At 46.6% G+C, this 19,479-nt stretch carries 18 protein-coding genes; 4 read left to right on the top strand and 14 right to left on the bottom strand.

The window, feature by feature from the left end; genetic code table 11:
- Nucleotide 1: 1 nt before the first annotated feature.
- From AR383_RS22485 to AR383_RS17495, 10 genes are all read right to left on the bottom strand, one after another.
- Complete coding sequence (locus AR383_RS22485; RefSeq protein WP_257720927.1) at nucleotides 2-133, bottom strand: hypothetical protein; 132 nt, start codon at nucleotides 131-133, stop codon at nucleotides 2-4.
- A gap of 53 nt (nucleotides 134-186) precedes the next feature.
- Nucleotides 187-1,776 carry a peptide chain release factor 3 gene (gene prfC / locus AR383_RS17530; protein WP_055734300.1) on the bottom strand — a complete coding sequence of 530 codons (1,590 nt, stop codon included), beginning with the start codon at nucleotides 1,774-1,776 and terminating at the stop codon, nucleotides 187-189.
- Between the two features lie 243 nt (nucleotides 1,777-2,019).
- Nucleotides 2,020-3,528, bottom strand: a complete 1,509-nt coding sequence (locus tag AR383_RS17525; protein WP_083481671.1) for a methyl-accepting chemotaxis protein — start codon at nucleotides 3,526-3,528, stop codon at nucleotides 2,020-2,022.
- 15 nt (nucleotides 3,529-3,543) lie between these two features.
- Nucleotides 3,544-4,131: an SCO family protein gene (locus AR383_RS17520; RefSeq protein WP_055734299.1), complete on the bottom strand. Its 588-nt coding sequence runs from the start codon at nucleotides 4,129-4,131 to the stop codon at nucleotides 3,544-3,546.
- A 191-nt stretch (nucleotides 4,132-4,322) separates the two neighbouring features.
- Complete coding sequence (locus tag AR383_RS22235) at nucleotides 4,323-5,033, bottom strand: PDZ domain-containing protein (protein ID WP_232304762.1); 711 nt, start codon at nucleotides 5,031-5,033, stop codon at nucleotides 4,323-4,325.
- Nucleotides 5,033-5,689: a trypsin-like peptidase domain-containing protein gene (locus AR383_RS22230; RefSeq protein ID WP_232304761.1), complete on the bottom strand. Its 657-nt coding sequence runs from the start codon at nucleotides 5,687-5,689 to the stop codon at nucleotides 5,033-5,035. The genes AR383_RS22235 and AR383_RS22230 overlap by 1 nt, the downstream gene beginning before the upstream one ends.
- Nucleotides 5,690-6,014: 325 nt before the next feature.
- Nucleotides 6,015-6,494 carry an Hsp20 family protein gene (locus AR383_RS17510; protein WP_055734298.1) on the bottom strand — a complete coding sequence of 160 codons (480 nt, stop codon included), beginning with the start codon at nucleotides 6,492-6,494 and terminating at the stop codon, nucleotides 6,015-6,017.
- 395 nt (nucleotides 6,495-6,889) lie between these two features.
- Nucleotides 6,890-7,876, bottom strand: coding sequence for an AI-2E family transporter (locus tag AR383_RS17505; protein WP_055734297.1), 987 nt, complete (start codon nucleotides 7,874-7,876; stop codon nucleotides 6,890-6,892).
- A gap of 157 nt (nucleotides 7,877-8,033) precedes the next feature.
- Nucleotides 8,034-8,858, bottom strand: a complete 825-nt coding sequence (locus AR383_RS17500; RefSeq protein WP_055734296.1) for a DUF5110 domain-containing protein — start codon at nucleotides 8,856-8,858, stop codon at nucleotides 8,034-8,036.
- A gap of 26 nt (nucleotides 8,859-8,884) precedes the next feature.
- Complete coding sequence (locus AR383_RS17495; protein ID WP_055734295.1) at nucleotides 8,885-10,756, bottom strand: glycoside hydrolase family 31 protein; 1,872 nt, start codon at nucleotides 10,754-10,756, stop codon at nucleotides 8,885-8,887.
- 145 nt (nucleotides 10,757-10,901) lie between these two features.
- On the opposite strand from AR383_RS17495, the gene AR383_RS17490 reads away from it, so the two are divergent.
- Nucleotides 10,902-11,081 (top strand): DUF2986 domain-containing protein, encoded by a 180-nt coding sequence (locus AR383_RS17490; protein ID WP_055734294.1) that lies wholly within the window; start codon nucleotides 10,902-10,904, stop codon nucleotides 11,079-11,081.
- Nucleotides 11,082-11,120: 39 nt separating this feature from the next.
- Here AR383_RS17490 and AR383_RS17485 read toward each other — a convergent pair whose 3' ends face one another.
- The 3 genes from AR383_RS17485 to AR383_RS17475 form a co-directional block, all read right to left on the bottom strand.
- Nucleotides 11,121-12,410 carry an anaerobic sulfatase maturase gene (locus AR383_RS17485; protein ID WP_055734293.1) on the bottom strand — a complete coding sequence of 430 codons (1,290 nt, stop codon included), beginning with the start codon at nucleotides 12,408-12,410 and terminating at the stop codon, nucleotides 11,121-11,123.
- 1 nt (nucleotide 12,411) lies between these two features.
- Nucleotides 12,412-14,058 (bottom strand): arylsulfatase, encoded by a 1,647-nt coding sequence (locus AR383_RS17480; RefSeq protein ID WP_198150167.1) that lies wholly within the window; start codon nucleotides 14,056-14,058, stop codon nucleotides 12,412-12,414.
- 236 nt (nucleotides 14,059-14,294) lie between these two features.
- The gene (locus tag AR383_RS17475; protein WP_055734292.1) at nucleotides 14,295-15,227 is read right to left on the bottom strand and encodes a helix-turn-helix domain-containing protein; all 933 of its coding nucleotides are present in this window, start codon (nucleotides 15,225-15,227) and stop codon (nucleotides 14,295-14,297) included.
- Between the two features lie 292 nt (nucleotides 15,228-15,519).
- Here AR383_RS17475 and AR383_RS17470 point away from each other — a divergent pair, with 292 nt between their 5' ends.
- From AR383_RS17470 to AR383_RS17460, 3 genes are all read left to right on the top strand, one after another.
- Complete coding sequence (locus tag AR383_RS17470) at nucleotides 15,520-16,260, top strand: YuxH family protein (RefSeq protein ID WP_157051783.1); 741 nt, start codon at nucleotides 15,520-15,522, stop codon at nucleotides 16,258-16,260.
- Nucleotides 16,257-17,828 carry a GGDEF domain-containing protein gene (locus AR383_RS17465; protein ID WP_055734290.1) on the top strand — a complete coding sequence of 524 codons (1,572 nt, stop codon included), beginning with the start codon at nucleotides 16,257-16,259 and terminating at the stop codon, nucleotides 17,826-17,828. The genes AR383_RS17470 and AR383_RS17465 overlap by 4 nt, the downstream gene beginning before the upstream one ends.
- A gap of 89 nt (nucleotides 17,829-17,917) precedes the next feature.
- The gene (locus tag AR383_RS17460) at nucleotides 17,918-18,454 is read left to right on the top strand and encodes a GNAT family N-acetyltransferase (RefSeq protein WP_055734289.1); all 537 of its coding nucleotides are present in this window, start codon (nucleotides 17,918-17,920) and stop codon (nucleotides 18,452-18,454) included.
- Nucleotides 18,455-18,483: 29 nt separating this feature from the next.
- On the opposite strand, the gene AR383_RS17455 is transcribed toward AR383_RS17460, so the two are convergent.
- Entirely contained in the window at nucleotides 18,484-19,371 is an 888-nt protein-coding gene (locus AR383_RS17455; RefSeq protein WP_055734288.1) for a LysR family transcriptional regulator, read from the bottom strand.
- Nucleotides 19,372-19,479 lie beyond the last annotated feature (108 nt).

The raw sequence follows: 19,479 nt of genomic DNA, 5'->3' as shown, positions 1-19,479 counted from the left end.
ATTACTTTTGCTCGGGCTTGTCGTGCTCACGGGGAATACAACTGCGACAAGGCTTATCTAAACTGTTGGCTGCCAGCCAGCGATCATAGCGCGCCACTAAGCGAGAAAATTTACGCCAAACTTGCCTTAACATCGTTCACCTCCAAGAGCTACAGCAGCGAAGCTTAAGCCTCGCTGCTCACACGCTTAATGCTCGCGAGTTTGCATAAACTTCACATCCGGGTGACGCTCGGTTGCTAAGTTTAAATTCACCATGGTAGGGGCTAAATAACTAAGGTTATCACCACCATCTAAGGCCAAATTATCGTGAGCTTTCTTCTTAAATTCTTCTAACTTCTTCGGATCATCACAAGCACACCAACGAGCGGTAGCCACGCTAATGCCTTCGTAAACCGCTTCCACTTTGTATTCGGTACGCAAGCGATGCACTACCACATCAAACTGCAATACCCCGACCGCACCCACGATTAAATCATTATTGCGTAGCGGACGGAACAACTGCACCGCGCCCTCTTCCGAAAGTTGAATCAAACCTTTTAACAATTGCTTTTGCTTGAGAGGATCTTTTAAGCGAATTCGGCGGAACAGCTCCGGCGCAAAGTTAGGAATGCCGGTAAACTTCATGGCTTCACCTTGAGTAAAGGTATCACCAATTTGTATGGTACCGTGATTGTGTAAACCAATGATATCACCAGCAATGGCGCTTTCAGCAGCCGAACGATCGCCCGCCATAAAGGTCACCGCATCAGAAATACTCACGTCTTTGCCGAGACGAACATGGCGCATTTTCATGCCCTTGTTGTATTCACCAGACACAATCCGCATAAAAGCAATGCGGTCACGGTGCTTGGGATCCATATTGGCTTGAATTTTAAAAACAAAGCCCGAGAATGCCGCATCTGTAGCTTGCACTTCACCCACATCGGTGGCACGAGGCTTAGGCGCAGGAGCCCAATCGGTCAAGCCTTCTAGCATATGGTCTACGCCGAAGTTACCCAAGGCAGTACCAAAATACACTGGCGTTAACTCGCCCTTCAAAAACAATTCGTGGTCGAATTCATTAGAAGCACCAAGCACTAATTCCAGCTCTTCGCGCAATGTTTCGGCTAGCTCCTCACCCACTTCGGCATCAATCTCAGGATTATCTAAGCCCTTGATGACTTTAGAGTCTTGAATGGTGTGGCCTTTACCGGTTTGGTAAAGAATCACTTCATCTTTTAGCAGGTGGTAAACCCCTTTAAATTGTTTACCACAGCCTATTGGCCAAGTGATCGGCGCGCAGAGAATGTTTAGCTCACTTTCTACTTCATCCATCACTTCCATCGGGTCACGGATATCGCGGTCTAACTTGTTCATAAACGTCACGATGGGCGTATCACGCAAACGGGTCACTTCCATCAATTTACGAGTCCGGTCTTCCACACCTTTAGCCGCGTCAATCACCATCAAGCAAGAATCAACCGCAGTAAGGGTACGGTAAGTATCTTCCGAGAAGTCTTCGTGTCCGGGAGTATCGAGTAGGTTCACTACGCAATTGTTAAACGGAAATTGCATCACCGAGGTGGTCACCGAAATGCCCCGCTCTTTTTCCATTTCCATCCAGTCAGATTTAGCATGGGTGGCGTTGCCGCGGCCCTTTACCGTGCCGGCTTTTTGAATCGCATTACCAAACAACAATACTTTTTCGGTAATGGTGGTTTTACCCGCATCGGGGTGAGAGATAATCGCAAAGGTTCTTCTAAAAGATATATCATGCAACAGTGAAGCGTTAGACATCGAATCAATTCTTCTTGTTTGTATACGCGAGGATGCAGCAAAGTTGGCCATTGGCCTGCTAGCACAATCACCCAGCGTTAAGTTAATCGTAATTGGCGGGTATTTTCACCGATCTGGGCTTTATAAACAATCAAAGCTTGGCTTTTCTGTTGTTGCCACCCAGTGATGACAGGCCTTACTGGCCTGCTAACCCGCTCAAATGTGATTGACTATTTATAGTGATACTCAGCCCTAAACGCTGGTTTACTGCACCTTGTAACTAGCGGCTTTTTGCTCATAAGCCTGAGTCAAAGCTTGGATCTGCTGCGCCACTTCGGCCAAGACCCGAACGTTTTCGGCTAAATGCCCTACCCGTTCGGTGCTAGAGCTAATATTTCCTCCAACGCCCTGTAGTACCGACGATTGCTCAACGGTTTGTTCGGCCACATCGTGACTCAAGCGAGCCACCTCACTAATTTGCACCGAACGTTGTTGTAAGCCCTGTGCAATATCGTTGGCGTGCTGCACATTTTGCTGAGTGCGTTGCTGCCCCAAGTCCATCGCCTCAACGGTTTTTTCCATGCTACTATTTAGCCGCTGCAATACTTTGGCAATTTCTTCGGTAGAGTCATTGGCTCGTCCGGCCAAGGCCCGCACTTCATCCGCCACCACCGCAAAGCCCCGTCCCGATTCTCCAGCCCGGGCTGCTTCAATCGCCGCGTTAAGTGCCAACAAATTGGTTTGCTCAGAAATGCTACGAATCGCATCCAAAAGACCGGTAATAGCAGTCACATCATCGGTTAACTCGCTTAAAGAACCCTTCACTTGATTGGTACTGCTTTCCAAGATACGCATATCTTCCATCACGTTTAAGGCTTGTTGGCGATCTTGTTGACTGGCTTTGGTGGCCTGTTGGGCTTGCTCGGCCGATAACTGACTATTGTCTGCTACCTGCTTAATTTGCGATGCTAAGTGCTCGGTAATGTCGGCAATTTCCAAGGCCTGTTGATTGTAATCGGCCACCTCATGTCTGGTTTGTTCACTAATTTTGCTTAATTGCTCGGTGGTAGCCGACATGTTTTCAGCGATTTGGTGATAATCAGCAAATAATTCCGCCAACTGCTCAAGCATGGAATTAAATGCCCGTTCGGCATTTGAGCTACCGCCACTTAAGCGCAGTGACAAATCTTTGTTTTCAGATATGTATTCAATAGCGCTGGCAATCCGCTGGTTAGCGCCAGACTCACGACGCATAAACCCAGCCAGTAAAATGAGAATACCAGTTTCAGCCGCCGCAAAAATCGCATGGACCAGGGTAATCATCCAATTACAATCCCCAGCAAAAATAACGATTGGCAGGCCCATAAGGCTAGCCGAAGATAACTGAATAAAGGTAAAGAGCACATGATGTACGGCCACGGTAAGTAAGGCTGCCAGCAAGGGTTGCCAACGCTGATACACCAAGAATACGGCCATAGCTGCAAAGATATGGAAATGCATTTCAATCATGCCCAACTGGCTTTGAATAAGCAGCGCCGATACGCTCATCATTAACACCGCCGCCACCACCGAAAACAATCCACAGCCCTTGAGTAGGCGGTAGCTCAAGGTAGCCAACAGCAGCACAGCCACGGCGCTCACCACGGCAAAAGCGGTGAGTTTAGCCCCGACAAAACCACTCAGTAATAAAATGGGGGCTTGCGCCAACAAAATCCAAAATACATATTGGTCATTACGCTGCTCTAGCTCTGGATTAAGCTGCAACTTAGTCATAAACATTCCCCTGAACTACAACAGTAGATTTAAGTCGTTTTGCATTTGCTCTAGCGATAACTGCCATTGCCCATAAACCCGTTGCAAACGGGCATCAGCAGAAAACAAATAGAGGTTTCCAGCGTGCTTAATCGTCCCCTGCTGAGTGCTCACTTGCTCCACCAAACGTTGTTGTAATTGGCGTAATTGCTGTTGAGGCAATTGCGCGCTGTAAAAAGCCGAAGATTGAGAATCGATAATCTTGTTGCGTAACGCGGGACTATCGTTTTGTGGGTCAACAGTGATAAATAAAAAGCGCACAGGCAAGGCTTCCCCCCGCCACTCTTTACTTAAGTGCTGCTCGAAACGAAACATCTGCCCTAAACGCACTGGGCATATTTGCGAGCAATTGAGAAAGCCTAAAAACACATAACTTGGCCCTTGCTGCCAATCGCTAAAGCGATGCCATTGTCCAGCAACATCTTGCCAGTCAAAGTCCAGAGAGGGCTGATTCAGCTTTACACCATACCCACCGCTAATGTGTTGATTTAGCCAAGCTGCTCCAGGCACGAGAAAAAAGCAAGCAAAGATTAAAACCATTGATAAAACTAACTTTTTTTTCATTATCAAATCGGCTCATCGAAACCGTACATCCTTATTCAAGTGTAGTAGAGCCTACCCTAAATGCCCGGTTGAACAGCTCAGACCAGCGCGTGCGTTATTCAGAAGATAAAACCGAAGATTTGCGTGTAATACAGAAATCCATACAGAAAAGGCGCCCTTAGGCGCCTTTATAAAAATAATAAACTAGCAAGTTATTGGCGGATCACGATGAATAAAGAACCACCGCGGCGCTGCACTTGCAATAGCACAGCCGAATCACTCAATTGCAAGGCTTGCTGCATATCGTCAAGGTTTTTCACGCGTCGTTTATTCACCGCAACAATTAAATCGTTACGGCGTAAACCACTGTAAGCGGCCGCTGAATTAGGTGCAAGCTGGGTCACCCTCACCCCTTCAGCTTGTTCGGCGTTTTCTAGTTGCACCCCTTCTAGAAGCTGGTGAATATTGCTATCCACTTGACTAATTCCGCTGGGTTCACCCACCTTAACTTCAAAATCACGTTGCTTGCCATCACGGATCACCGTTAAATCGATGCTTTCCCCAATCGCTTTTACTGAAATTTGACTACGTAATTGACCGGTAGACTTAGTGCTCTGTCCATCCACGCTAATAATGATATCGCCGGCTTTTAAGCCCGCATCATCGGCTGGAGAATCGTCTAGTACATTGGTCACCAACACGCCACCAACACCGTTTTCTAACTCAAAGGCTTGGCGAAGATCGGGGGTAATATCTTGAATACCAACACCAATTTGACCACGTTTTACCTCACCATGCTTAATAATTTGTTGCATGCTGACCTTGGCCATATTACTAGGAATGGCAAAACCAATGCCCACGTTACCGCCAGAAGGCGCGATAATGGCCGTATTAATGCCCACCAAATCACCGGCTAAGTTCACTAAAGCCCCCCTGAGTTGCCAGGGTTAATTGAGGCATCGGTTTGAATGTAGTTTTCATACCCCTCAATACCCAGGCCAGTGCGCCCTAGGGCACTCACCACACCCGTGGTGACGGTTTGGCCCAAACCAAAGGGATTACCAATGGCCACCACGAAGTCACCTACCTCTAGCTGGCTAGAGTCGGCGATCTTCACCTCAACTAGGTCTTCAGCAGGAATCGACAAAATGGCGATATCTAAGTCGGGATCGGAACCAAGTACTTCAGCTTTGAAACTGCGACCATCGGCTAGCGAAACTTGTACTTCATCGGCGCCTTTAATCACATGGTAATTAGTCATCACTACGCCTTCATCGGCGTCAACAATCACTCCTGAACCAGCGCTTTGCTGGCGCTTCTGCGGTTGCTGGGGTTGCTGTTGTTGTTCAGGCACATTAAAAAAGTGTCTAAAGAAAGGGTCGTTTAATAAGGGATTCTGTCGCGCAGCTTTGGTGGAGTAAGTCGATATATTGACCACCGCCGGGTGGACCCGTTTGATCATCGGCGATAATGAGGGGAAGGCCTTACCTTCCGCGGTAACATTGGGTAATGCAGCAAAGCTTGGACTTACCCATAGTAGGCAAAGAAGTAAGCTAAAAAAGCTGATCTTATGGCGCATAAACTGATCTTCCTGTTATGGTTAAACTCTAACATAAAGGCTAGAGGCACAGCGTGCCTCTAGCCGGTTTAAACCACAGTGGTATATCCAAATGCTGTCCTAACTCGGGTTCGGAAAGGCGCGACAAAACTATCTTTAGCGTTGTAGTTCACATGAGTTCCTTTCTTTTGAGCAGCACGCCCCTTTGCTGCACTACTTTGGATAGAGTGTTTATCTTGCTTAACTGAGCCACAACATTTCATACAAAACCTCCTTTGCTAGCGAAGTGAAGTAAAAAAATACAGTTAATAAAGCATTTAGAGGGGCTAAGCCCCCCACCGAGATTCTAAGCGGCCTTGTCATCATTGCTATCAAGCTGCTCAGCTTTGTGCTCAATCGCACTGGTCGATTGATTAATCGCGATAGTTTGCGGTTTCATCGCTTCGGGCAGCTCTTTAACAAGGTGAATGGTCAACAAACCGTTGCTTAGTTCAGCCTCTCTTACCTCGACATAGTCCGCCAAATTGAATTTTCGTTCAAAAGAGCGGTTGGCAATGCCTTGATAGAGATAATTGGCCGTATCTTTAGATGTTTTATTGCCCCGTATCGTTAGCACCCCTTTTTCAACCTGAATATCGAGCTCTGCTTGGCTAAACCCCGCCACAGCCAAACTAATGGCATATTGATTGTCTGCTTTAGACTCAATGTTGTAAGGGGGGTAAGCCGCGTTGGAATGCTCGCTAGCCAAGGCATGATTAATTAGCGATGCGAAACGATCGAAACCAATACTGCTACGATAAAGTGGTGATAAATCAACAGTGTTCATAATACATCCTCCAAAAGAAGCAACATAAAATAAAGCTATTAATCCCAGGCTGACTCTCCTGTGAGACGCCAGCCTGTAAGATCAAAATAAGGTCAACAGAAATGGATTCAAGGCTCAAAACAGAATTTTTTATTGCTATTTTTCATAAAAATAAGGGAAGTTATAGCTTGAGGGAATAATTTGAAAAAAGATAAAGGCTTGATAGCCAAACAAGCTAACGTTTAACCAGCAAATCTTGGCTTTTAAGATGATTCAAACAAGATGGCGGGCTTAGCCGCCATCTCTTAGCCACGAAACAACACCAAGCGACTAGTCGGGAGTGTGTTGTTCAGCTTCAACGCTTAGCTCAAGCCAAGCCATCAGGATGCGGTAACTTACCGCCAGTACCACCGCCCCTAAGAACAAGCCAACAAACCCTGATAACAGCATTCCCCCAAGGAACCAACTAAAATCACTAACATGGGTACGTCGACACCGCGCCCTAATAACAAGGGTTTGAGTAGATTTTCACTAAAGCCTGCCAGCACACTCCACACCGTAAACAGCGTGGCCACCACTGGAGATTCATGATTGAAAATATAAATCACGATGGGCAATACCACTAACAAAGGGGGAAGTTGGGCTATCGCCAATACCAGTACCAATACCGACCATAACGCGGCTCCCGGCACTCCTACCGCAAAAAAGCCAATCGACAATAAAGCCGCTTGAATTACCGCAACCCCCAGCACCCCCTTGGCAACACTTTGAATGGTATTGCTAGCCAAACGGGTCAAGTAAGGGCCGTTGCTACCGGCTAGCGCACTGGCCATTAAAGTAGCGCCCTTCACGGCTTTTTCGCCATTGGCCAGAAATACTCCGGCAATAATCACCGAAAAGCAAAATACCAATAGCCCGCCCACTAATCCGGCAGCCATAGCAATCACCTTGCCGGCCACATCACTGACATGGCTAGCCAGTGAACTCAAATAACGCTCTAAATCGGCGGCAGCCAAAGCCCATTGATGGTGGAGTTTTTCACCGACAAAAGGCCACTCTTTAATCGAGTCTGAAGGCGGAGGAAGATCAAAGCTACCCTGCTGAATCTTATGCCCCAACACGGTTAAGCTGTCCACCGCGGAGGTCGCCACTTTTACCCCAGGCAATAAAATAATCGTCAGTAAAACAAGCACGATAATAACCGCCGCCAAGCCACCGTGGCGAACCACTTGCTTAAGTTTTACATACAGCGGATTCAGTGCCACCGCTAAAATCATCGCCCACACCACGGGAGAGATAAACGGTCGTACAATATCAATACACCAGGCCGCTAATAAAAATAACGCGCCAATTTTAATTGCCGCTTCCACCGCGCCACGTTCAAAGTTCTTTTGATCAAACATATCCCTATTCTCTCGATGACTAAGAGCAAAGTTAAGCCTAGGCTCTTGATACTGCATTTATATGACTGAATTTAATTCAATCAGGGTATTAGTTGAGAATACTATCAATCCGTAAACTTAGCCAAACGCCACCTCAACAAAACTCAAACTCCCCAACTCACTTCCAATACAAGCAAAGCGCATCGCCGACATAATGAACAGTTTGCTGTTGCTGCTGCAGAGCCTCTATCAGCACTACATCAAAACGCCGCTGGGCTAACATGCCGCTAAACTGCCCTTGCCGAGCACTAATACTTAAGCAGCGCTGCTGCTCGTTCCAAACAAACTGGATCTCACTGTAGGCCCCCTGCTCATAGCGATAGCTGTCGCCTTCGTCTTCATATAGACAAAACTCACCATCGGCTCCGGCATACACCTCAATGGTGAGCGGATCGGCAGGGACTTGGTCGTGATACTGTAGCTGCGGGCCATGCGGAATAATCGCCCCCGCCTTGACCAATATCGGCATGCTGTCGATGGGCGTAGCCAAGGCAATGGTTTGGCCCCCTTGATAACAGCATTTATCCCAATAGTTATACCAAGCAAAACCTGCAGGCAACACCACTTGGCGCTCAGGGGAGAAGAGCTTAGTTTGTTGTAAGCTCATTGCTGGGTGCTGCCAGCTTAAACTGCATTTAGAAGAGCCTTGCCAGTGAGCATATTCCACTCGCAAACTGTATTGCTGGCCGGCCTCTAGCTGGCAACTGACCTTATGATTGGTTTGGGCTTGCTTTTGCCAACTATCGATAAGCACTTGGTCATTTAAATAAAGACGAACCCCGTCATTAGCATGTAACAACCAGTGGTATTCTCCACTCACCGGCGCTTGCAAACGCGCCTGCCACGACACACTGTAAGCGTTTAAGGGTAAACCGGCTGGCGGCCCACCAGCCCAGTTGCCATCAATGTTATCCACTCGCTGAGTCGACACTAATTGTTGCAAGGCATCATCAGAAAAATGCTGCTCTACTACCCCGCTAAGCCGTCCTCGGTAGATAAATCGGCAGCGCCAATTAACTGCTGCTGCAAATGTTGTTGATAGAACATCGGCTGCGTCACCGGACAGACCATCAAGCTAGGGCCAAACAAATATTGGTCGCCAATGTTATGTAACTGGGTTTGCTGCCTAAACTCAAAGGCCAGCAGGCGCATGATGCTGCCACCATGCTGAGTAACTTGCCAGGCCAGCGAGTAAATGTAGGGCAATAAGCGATAACGTAAGTGGTCAAACTTAAGTAAGGCATCAAAAGCCCAATCACCGGGCTCGCCAAACTGATAAATTTCGCGCGGGGTATTCGCCCCATGAGAGCGGAATAAGGGACAGAAAGCGCCAAACTGGAACCAGCGCACATACAGCTCTTTGTAGGCATCGTCATCCACCCCTTCGGGGAAGTGCGCACCGAAACCACTGGTAAAGAAACCGCCTATATCGGTGGTCCAATAGGGCAAGCCCGCGGCCGATAGGTTTAAGCCAGCAGCAATTTGCTGATGTAGTACCTGCCAAGTGGCGCTAATATCGCCCGACCAACAGGCGGCAGCGTAACGCTGTTGCCCTAAGAAGCTAGAGCGGCTTAGGGTAAAGACCCGCTTATCCTCAGCGCCTTGGGCTATTTGTTGACGCTGTCCTTGATACACACCAGCGGTAGTCATTAAGGAATAACCGTTAAGCACCTGCTTCCACGGCCCTAATTCGGTATCGCGTTGCTGGTAACAAAACTGCACCCCGTCTTGCGGATTTTGCGTGGAAATAAACTCAGGCTCGGTGCCGTCCATCCACAGCGCATCTACTCCTAGATCCATTAAGCCAGCTTTTACGTGTTGCCAATAAATATCGCGAGCGCCTTGGCTATAAGCATCGTAAATATGGCCATCGGCCCAATGCTCGGTTTCAAATAAATAGCCATTTTCTAACAAGGCGTTAAACACCGGACTGCCCTTGCCAACAACCGGCCAAATCGACACCATAAGTTTGAAATGCATATCATGAAGTTGCGCAATGGTAGTGGCAGCGTCGCCAAATACAGCAGTATCAAACTGCATGGCACTCCAGCCCAAATCGCCCCAGTACTTCCAATCTTGCACGATGTTGTCGATGGGGATCTGCTTCTGCCGATAGGTTTTAGCGGTGGCTAGCAGCTCGGCAGCATCAACATAACGCTCTTTGCTTTGCCAATAACCGTAGGCCCAACGGCCAAATAGCGGCGCAGCGCCAGTAAGCTGGCGATAATGCTGAATGATTTGGTCAAACTCGGGACCGTAGATAACGTAAAACTCTATGCACTCTCCAGCCTCACTGCTAAAACTAAACTGCTGTTCTTGACTAACAAACTCACTAAAGGCCAGCTGATTCCATAAAATGCCGTAACCCTTGGTGGACAACAACAGGGGCGCAGCGATGCCCTTGTTAGATTGGCAAAGCGCTTGGCGCTGGCCATGATAATTTACCACCCCGTCGGGATATTGCCCTAAGCCATAAAAGGCCTGCGGCTCAGGGCTACTAAAACCTTGGCGAAAACCATCTTGAGCATCTTGACTAGTAAACTCTGGACGCTCGATATGCAGTAATAATTCACCCGCTTGATTAAACAAATTCAAGCCCTGTTCGGCGATCTCCACACGCAGCTCTTGACTGTCAAATTGCTTATCCGAGTGAACTGTTGGTTGAATGCTGGTATGCGGCAATACTACCCATTCACTACGCTCTGAGCGAGGCTGCAATTGCTCGGCGTGGGGAGCAATTCTACACTTCAGAATCCCCTCAGCAATATAACTGAGTTCGGCCACTCCGGGACTGAGTTGACCATCGCAATAAAGCTCGAAAGGAATATATTTAGTCGCCATAATTTACCTCATTAACAGCAGAGTAAGCTCAGAGCATAAAACCTAGCTAGGCCGAAGCTGTCACCCAATATGCTCTATAAAAACCAAAGATGTTGTCACCGCAGTTTGCTACAATAAAGCCTGTCCCACCGATTAGGAAGCGCCAGTGAATCGCAAAAAGAAAATAAACGAAACGCTGAAGAAAAAAGCAAAAAAAGCTAACGCCAAAAACAATAAAAGTAATAAACCTCGTTACATATCCAAGGCAGAGCGTGCCGCTCAACTACTTGCAGAACAAGAGCAAGCATCTAGCAGTAGCGAAATGGATAGCGAATCAATTAGCTGAACCGCTGTACGCTAGTAAGTTGCCATAGTCTGCTCCAGTCTATGGCTGTAAGATGCGACTGATCCCCACTAAAATTGGAGAAGCGTAATCAAAAAACTGGCGAAACCCAGAACAAAGGTAATTTAGTCCCAACTCACCTTCCGGTGTCTTAAGTAAACGGTTTTTGGGGCATTCTCCCCAACATAACTTAAGGTGGGGGCAGCGTCGGCAGTAGTCCGGTAGGCTGTCGCGCTTTGACATACCAAAGGCCTCTTGCCGAACAGAAAACACCATGTGGTTAAGCGGAATATCTCGAATATTTCCCAGCTTATACTCTGGATAAACAAAATGGTCACAGGAAAATACACTGCCGTCGTGTTCTATGGCTAAGGCCTTACCACAGAACTCAGCCATCACACATATTTGTGCCGGATAACCCATCGTTTGAGCCACCGCAGTTTCAAACAAGTTCACCAACACTTTCCCAAAATCATTATTGACCCATTCTTCGAACACTGTAATCAGAAACTGCCCCCAGTCTTCGGGATCCACCGACCAGTCCATCACCACCGACTGAGGGTGACCTGGTCTACTCTCAACACTATTCAACATTGGTATGTCATTAACATTCCAAAACTGCGGTGCATTCTTTTGATACGATTTGGGCTCTACGCAGGGAGTAAACTGAATATAATTGACTCCGAGCTCATCAACTAAAAAGCGATAGACTTCTAAGGGATATTTAGCATTGTGGCGATTGATAACGGTTAAAGCATTAAAGGGCACGGCATAGCGGCGAAGCAGCTCCACTGCTTTCATGACCCGCTCAAAGGTGGGTTTACCACTTCGGGTTACGCGATACTTATCATGCAATTTGCGAGGCCCATCAATCGATAGCCCCACCAAAAATCCATGTTTTTTAAGAAACTCACACCACTCATCATTCAGTAACAAGCCGTTGGTTTGCAAGTCATTTTGAATGGTAACCCCAGCGGGCTGGTAGCGCTGCTGCAAGGCTACAATTTTTCGAAAGTAGTCCAAACCCAGTAGGGTTGGCTCTCCCCCTTGCCAAGAAAATACAATCTCTTTGCCATCGTGGCTTTCGATGTAGGAGCGAATATACTCTTCGAGCGTATCATCATCCATTTTTGCTTGGTGTGGCTGAGCTAACAGCTCTTCTTTATGAAGATAAAAACAATATTGACAATCAATATTGCATTTAGAGCCGCCGGGCTTCGCCATCACATGAAAGTCACGAACATAGGCGGGGGTTGCGCTGTTATCTTTATTTGCGGTTTTTAAGGGAACGACTGCCAATTTAGTGGTATCGGAAGTGTAGACTCGTTTCATCCTAAATCCTTAAAGTAAAAACCTCCTGCCAATGACGACAGGAGATTTTCTTGCTGAGGCTATTGTTGAGTTTTTTGCATTGCCTTTTCAATGGTCTTCGCCATGTCAAAGCTGGTCCCCCCTGAACAGGTGGATAGTCAACTAATGATTGAACATGCTGTTGAACCATTTCGCTCACCGGAGCCAATAACCATGACATTTTTTGCACTAAGTGACCATTAGCATCAACACTATCGTAGCTTTCAAAAGGATCAGCACGTAGATTATAAACTTTCGGTTTGGTCAGTGGCACTAGGTTGTCGTAGTAATGCTCGGCAACCGCAAAATGAAACTTCCAAGGCCCCACCCGCACCGCTGATAACTGACTTTCGAAGTAATATAAGATGCTATTTCTGGCCGATTCATCTGATTTACCTTCCCAGTAATCTAGATTATCAACACCGTCTATATACTGCTTCTTCTGCTGCATCATCTGCGCTTTTACATCTTTAACACCTGCTGCATCAGCTAAGGTGACAAATAGATCCTGATGTCCTTGGATCCCATTTAAAGTGCGCCCTGCTGGGATCTTATTTGGCCAACGCACCATCATCGGTACCCTGACCCCACCTTCATAGGTGGTCATTTTTTCACCACGAAATGGTGTAGTAGCACCATGCGGCCAAGATGAATGCTCCGGACCATTATCAGTAGTGTAAATAACGATAGTGTTGTCTTTTAAACCGCGTTTTTTAAGTTCATCCAACAAGTAACCAATATCAGAATCATGCTGCAACATGCCACTACCATGCATATCATACTCGCTTGTGTAGTTCTCAGCAGCGTAGCGCCATTTATCGTTTAAACGAGTGTAAAGGTGCATTCGGCTGGTATTAATCCAAGCAAAGAAAGGCTTATCTTGCTCCACAGCCTTATCAATAAAAGTTAAGGCTGTGGGTAGCATTTCAGCACGGTCGAAATCCTTCATCCGTTCATTACCTAAAGGACCAGTATCTTCACAGCGCTGCTTACCCACAACACCAAAGCGCGGATCAACCGTCTTATCCGGCTTATCTGTGGCAAAACAATGTAATACTCCGCGAGTACCAAATTTCTCCTGATAGGCATCGACCGAACCAGAATAGGCCTTCGCGAAATTAATATAGTCCCGCTGTTCGTGTTCTTCTTGAGTATTTAAGTGATACAAGTTACCAAAAAACTCATCGAAACCATGCACCGTGGGAAGCGCAAAGTTATGATCCCCCAAATGGTTTTTACCAAATTGTCCGGTGGCATAACCTACCTCTTTGAGAACCTCAGCAAGCGAAGGAGATTCCGCTTTAAACCCAAGTGTACCTCCAGGCATCGCCACCGTGGTCATGCCTGAACGGATCGGATACTGGCCGGTTAGAAACGCTGCCCGACCCGCTGTTGAACTGGGCTGTGCATAATGATCGGTAAATTTAATACCTTCTTGAGCAATTCGATCGATATTCGGCGTGGTGTAGCCCATTACCCCCATGCCGTAGGCACTGAGGTTTTCCCAACCAATATCATCGCCAAATATCACAACAATATTGGGTTTTTCCGTTCTGGCGGCAGCCATCAGGGGAAACAGTGAGCACATCAATGAAGTGTAAGTGAAGAGTCGCTTGACCTGTTTTTCCATGACAAAATCCTCGCGTAAAGCACCAACCCTTAAAAAGGGTTTAACAGATTATGGCTAAGGAGCACTTATTTCTCAGAAATAAACGTACGTAATATGTACAGATAGCCGTTACAAGAGTAATAGCCAATTAACAAAAACAACAGAAAACAGGCAAAAAGAAAACAATAAAGATAAAAATATTGCTACCACTGGTCCAATAAGCCCTACTCTCGATGTCTGCTCAAGCATCGAGTCAATCAAATCACTTCAATATCGGCCAAACTAGCAATGCTCTGTTCGGCAATCGCCGTTATAGGCGAGGCTAAGATGCTATTACTGTCTACACCACAAAGAACGGCGCTAAAGCGCCCCTTACCAATCCGAATACCACCACTATCTTTGGGATTACCGCGTAATAGTACTTTAGCCCCCAACTGCTTATAAACCTGCCAGTCCTCGTTGATGGACGAATATGATAAACACCAGTCAATGCTATGGTCAGCCTCGATGGTACTAACTAAACGCTGGGCACAAAACATGTAAAGAGCCAAATCACTTAGGTAAGCACTAAAGTTGACTAGGCTCCGCCCCTTGGGTTCAGCGGCAAAAAAGTCATCAAGTTTAATCTGGTGATAGGCTTCCAACAGCCTTTGAATTTCCTCCGTATTGGCTACGGCGTAGGCTAGGTGGCTTACCAGCTGAGAGCCTTGATAAAAGCGTAAAAGATATACTTTTAAATCGTTCAGTTGTTTTAGCAGGCCCCGTAATTCATCAACGGCTATACCACTAGGGCGCATCAGATGGCTGGCTTGCAACATCGTGGTATCATTCAGAAAATCATCAATGCAAGCAGACTCTTGCAGTTGAAATTGAGGTTTAGCCTGTCGATAAGGCACATCACCTAAGCCGCAAAAGCGGTTAAAACGCTTCCGCAATAATTGTTTGGCCACTTCGCTAGCACCTTCAGGCTGAAAGCGACTAGTAACAACAGGAATAGCCAGTTTACGTAAAATATACAGCTGATTACGCAAACTGGGCACACTCGCTTGACGCTCCCAGCGGCTAATCGTGCCCACATCGATACTTGGCTTGTGAGGCATTAACTCGGACAATTGTTGAGCAAGAGCGTCTTGACTTAAGCCAGCTTGCTCGCGATAGCCTCTTATCAGCATCGCAAAATCCATCTTCATCCTCCAACTCCTATACCTTTCTAAGAATAACTTAACACAATGAAAGCTATTTGTTTTTGTCAAATCTCGAAGTTAAAGCTGCCCAACTAGGCAAGGCGCTTGACTAAAAAAAACACAATGCCCTGTTAGGGAGTAGCGGTTAGGACTAAATTGCCCTCGCGTCGAGCTCACCCTTGTTTATGGCAACACCATAGACAAGTGCCTTGATGCATTAATTCAGTGTTCACCAGCAGCAGGTAGCCGCGGCAAATCAATCGTAAAGGAGTACGAAACTAAACCAGAGGACATAACAGTGTTATCGTGTAAACGTGCAGACAGTTGGAAGATAGCTTCATTCCCGCAACTAACAATGGGCTTTAAAACTCAAAAAATTGTTAATCAATGGCACCAACCAGTTGCTGAAGAAATACTCTACAACGGTCAGTATTCTACTGCGATTAAACCAACCGAGTTCTTCTCTAGCCAAGTCTTTATTGATGCACTGCTATGCTATACCGAGTTAAGAGCCCAGCAAACACTCATCAGCAAGTTATTCGTCAATATTGAACCTAACACTCTGTGTGACTCTAGCGCGCTAGCCAAATTGATCCACTTGCATCAGCAGCTAAAACAACATCAATGTGAACTAAACATTGAAGTCACCGAACGCCTCTACTGCGGCCCTTGTTTAGCCAGTGAAGCAGGTTTATTGGCACTCAAAGCCGAAGGCATTGGTCTGGCTATTGATGATTATGATATTTACAACCACTGCGGCGATAAACGAAGCTTTGCACTGAATATATTTAACTATATAAAAATCATTCGCCCCGTCAGTGCTCATCAAAGATTGCAACTTCAAGCATTTTTGCACCGCAAACCATTACACGATGGCCAAATCTTGGTGATAGAAAACATCGAGCACGCCAGCGACTTAACTACCCTAAAAAATATCCAAGGCTTGCCGTCTAAACACTATTTTCAAGGCTATTGGTTTTACCGCCCACAAGCAATCCAACTCAACTCTAAGCAAGCACTTTTGGGAGAACTGCAATGAGACATCTGCTGTTTAAAAAGCACTACCTAATGATAGCTATGCTAATCAGTATCTTGCTTAGCCTGCATCTGGGAGCCTACTTTATGGCCAAGCATCAGATAAATAGCAAGCTTAAACAACTCAATAGCCAACTGCGAGTGATTGATACCCTCGAAGCATTGCAATTTAGAGATTCGGCTGGCGTGGTAGTGCATATAAACATGCAAGGTTCCTGTTCTTTGGTGGAAAATGGAACTCGCTTGCGGGTGCTCGACTTTGCCGAAAAAATCCAATACAAGCAGGTGGCGGAACCCTTGTGTCATAACCTGTTAGCCATGCAAACTTTGCGCAGCTCAGGAGTCTTAGACGGAGTTTACATTGCTTATCAATTTATGGACTCGGTAGACGGCCATGACTACCTCATGACCAGCGGCAGCTTTCCGCTTGATTATGCGAATAAAGCGGCGTACCAAGAATTTTTAATGGAAGATAACGATCTGTATTTTCATAAAGACGGCATCATTCGCAAGCTCTATGTTAAAAATAGCTTGCTGCCTGATTACTACCTTCAAAATAAACTTAACCCTTATTACTTGCAGCTGCCTTCAGTTACTGGGAGCCAGTATATAAGCTCTTATCTTGAGGACGTAAAAACAACCGCCCTCAGTTACGCGCCGCAACGCTTGCGCTGGTATTGGCTGCCCATATTAGGCATGTTGTTGCTGTTATGGCGCTCCAATATATCCTTACTGCAACGCCATGTTTGGAATCGTAAATCACTGAAGCACCTAAGGCATACTGGCTTTGCCAGTTTTAAACAAAATCACCAGCACTTACACGTGCTATTTAGCTCTGATTTTGCCAATACCAAACAAACCACACTTCGCTGTTATAACGAACGTGGAAAAATATGTGATAAGGCCTCCGATGAGGTTCGTTATGTAAAAGTCAACCTACCCGGATATGAAGCGGTCTACCGCTTATTAGGCGAGCAACGTAGTGCAGCCTATGGCAACATCCGGATTGGCATTCGTGATGAAAAACAGTTTGAGTTAATTTGCTTTTACGAAGGGAACTATACCCGTGATAGTCTCACCGGTTTACATAACCGCGCGGCCTTAAATACGTTTATTAAGCAGTACGCCAACAGCGATACCCAGTTTTTAATGGCCTTGGTGGACTTAGACCACTTTAAGAACTTCAACGATACCTATGGCCACGAGTTTGGTGATACTTTGCTAGTACATACCGCCAATTATTTAAAACGCAACTTCAAGCATAATCGAGACGACTTATTGCTTCGTGTGGGTGGGGAAGAATTTTTGGTACTACTCAATGTTAATACCAGTACTACCGATGCAGTTAGCCTAAGTGAAAAGCTACAAACCCGTCTGCTTGGTTTTAATCAACAAGCTATTTCACTGTCAGGAGGGATCGCCCTATGGCAATGCGCCAATGAAAGCTTTGATACCGCCTACAAACGTGCCGACGAGTTGTTATACTACAGTAAGTCTAAAGGCCGTAAACAAATAAACCGAGAAGCAGGGCTAGATAGCGAACCTCGATGCGTAACACTTAGCTCGTTATAGTCTTAGGCTAAATACAGCGCTTGTCCAAGTAACAGCATGAACAAGCGCTGCTTAGATAATTCAAAAACAAACGCCGAAGATAACTCACAATGAAACATCAACAACTCGACCATACTCAACACGCCGAGATTAGCCAACTATTTGCCACCACCTTTGCCGCCGCCGAAGGCGAAGCAGAGGGGAAAATGCTTGGCCAATTAGCGGAGCAGTTGGCAGCCATCATTGACCAACAGCAAGTGCTTTGCTTTGCTACGGTTCAAGATGGGCAGTTAGTCGCCAGCATATTTTTTACTCAATTACAGTTTCAACAGCCCAGCCAGATTTTCATGTTAGCGCCAGTAGCGGTGAGCAGCGAGTATCAAGGCCGAGGCATTGGCCAAGCGTTAATTAAGTATGGCCTTGAGCAAATGCAGCAGCGCCAAGTGAGTAGCATCGTTACCTATGGTGACCCGGCCTACTATTCAAAACTTGGCTTTGCACCGCTCTCAGAGCAAGTCATTCAAGCACCACTGCCGCTATCCATGCCCTTTGGCTGGCAGGGCTTATCGCTAAACGATACGCCAATAGCGGCTATCGCGCAGCGCCCTAGCTGTGTGGCGCCATTTAATGACCCTCAATATTGGTAAAGCGCGCAGTATAACCCAAGTAAAAAGCTTCACTCGGCTGCCGTCGTCTCTGCCAGTTTTTCCACTAAAAAATCAATCAACAGCCGCACTTTGGGAGAGAGGTTGCGGTTTTGTGGATACAGCGCCCAAATCCCTTCGCGCTGGTCTCTAAACTGAGCTAATACCTCAACCAAGGCGCCGCTGGCAAGATCCTTTTCTACATAAAAATCCGGTAACTGCACCAAGCCTAAACCACGCAGCGCCGCATCTCGTAGAGCAAAACCACTGTTACATTTTATGCGCCCGTGCACCCGAATGGACAAGGGCTTAGCCGCCTGCTGAAAATGCCAGTGATCTAAAGAGCCCAATAAACACTGGTGCTGACTGAGCTCCGACAAGGCATGTGGCTCGCCAAACCGCTCTAAATAATCTTGGCTAGCACAAACGTAGATCTGCCGGCTGGCCAGTTGTCTGGCGATCATGGTGGAATTTTCCAGCCGCCCTAGGCGGATCGCCAAATCGATCCCCGCTTCCACAAGGTCCAACTTTTGGTTGCTCAGGATCAGCTCCAAATCAATCTGCGGATAAAGCTGTAAAAACTGATTAAACAAAGGTGATAGTTTTTGCTCGCCATAAGTGACTGGAGCGGTGATTTTTAGCAGGCCCTTGGGCTGAGACTGCATCTGTGTCACCGCCAAATTGGCCAACTCTAAACCTTCAACTAAGTGCTTACATTGCTGAAAATAAACTTGCCCAGCTTCGGTCAAGCTGACTTTACGGGTGGTACGATTAAGTAACTTTACCGCTAAGTGCTCTTCTAAAGCTGACACTCTACGACTCACTTGAGCCACCGAGGTTTTCAGCTTTTTCGCGGCACTGGTAAAGCTATGGCTTTGCGCCACCTCAACAAATTCGGCTACTCCTTCCCAATGCGCCATGCTCTAATCCTGTGTAATAGCAAGCCAGTAGAGCCACCAATTATTACATATAAGTAATAATCCTTTCCATATTTGGCAGATTATCATTCACCGAGAAGCCACTATACT

The sequence above is a fragment of the Agarivorans gilvus genome, from assembly GCF_001420915.1.
Lineage (GTDB): Bacteria > Pseudomonadota > Gammaproteobacteria > Enterobacterales > Celerinatantimonadaceae > Agarivorans > Agarivorans gilvus.
This window is presented reverse-complemented; position numbering and strand designations above follow the sequence as displayed.

Bases quoted from the DNA above. Each gene is read 5' to 3' on its own strand.
- AR383_RS22485 (WP_257720927.1), bottom strand. From the start codon at position 133: ATGTTAAGGCAAGTTTGGCGTAAATTTTCTCGCTTAGTGGCGCGCTAT.
- prfC (WP_055734300.1), bottom strand. From the start codon at position 1,776: ATGTCTAACGCTTCACTGTTGCATGATATATCTTTTAGAAGAACCTTT.
- AR383_RS17525 (WP_083481671.1), bottom strand. From the start codon at position 3,528: ATGACTAAGTTGCAGCTTAATCCAGAGCTAGAGCAGCGTAATGACCAA.
- AR383_RS17520 (WP_055734299.1), bottom strand. From the start codon at position 4,131: ATGAAAAAAAAGTTAGTTTTATCAATGGTTTTAATCTTTGCTTGCTTT.
- AR383_RS22230 (WP_232304761.1), bottom strand. From the start codon at position 5,689: ATGCGCCATAAGATCAGCTTTTTTAGCTTACTTCTTTGCCTACTATGG.
- AR383_RS17510 (WP_055734298.1), bottom strand. From the start codon at position 6,494: ATGAACACTGTTGATTTATCACCACTTTATCGTAGCAGTATTGGTTTC.
- AR383_RS17505 (WP_055734297.1), bottom strand. From the start codon at position 7,876: ATGTTTGATCAAAAGAACTTTGAACGTGGCGCGGTGGAAGCGGCAATT.
- AR383_RS17495 (WP_055734295.1), bottom strand. From the start codon at position 10,756: ATGGCGACTAAATATATTCCTTTCGAGCTTTATTGCGATGGTCAACTC.
- AR383_RS17485 (WP_055734293.1), bottom strand. From the start codon at position 12,410: ATGAAACGAGTCTACACTTCCGATACCACTAAATTGGCAGTCGTTCCC.
- AR383_RS17480 (WP_198150167.1), bottom strand. From the start codon at position 14,058: ATGGAAAAACAGGTCAAGCGACTCTTCACTTACACTTCATTGATGTGC.
- AR383_RS17475 (WP_055734292.1), bottom strand. From the start codon at position 15,227: ATGAAGATGGATTTTGCGATGCTGATAAGAGGCTATCGCGAGCAAGCT.
- AR383_RS17465 (WP_055734290.1), top strand. From the start codon at position 16,257: ATGAGACATCTGCTGTTTAAAAAGCACTACCTAATGATAGCTATGCTA.
- AR383_RS17460 (WP_055734289.1), top strand. From the start codon at position 17,918: ATGAAACATCAACAACTCGACCATACTCAACACGCCGAGATTAGCCAA.
- AR383_RS17455 (WP_055734288.1), bottom strand. From the start codon at position 19,371: ATGGCGCATTGGGAAGGAGTAGCCGAATTTGTTGAGGTGGCGCAAAGC.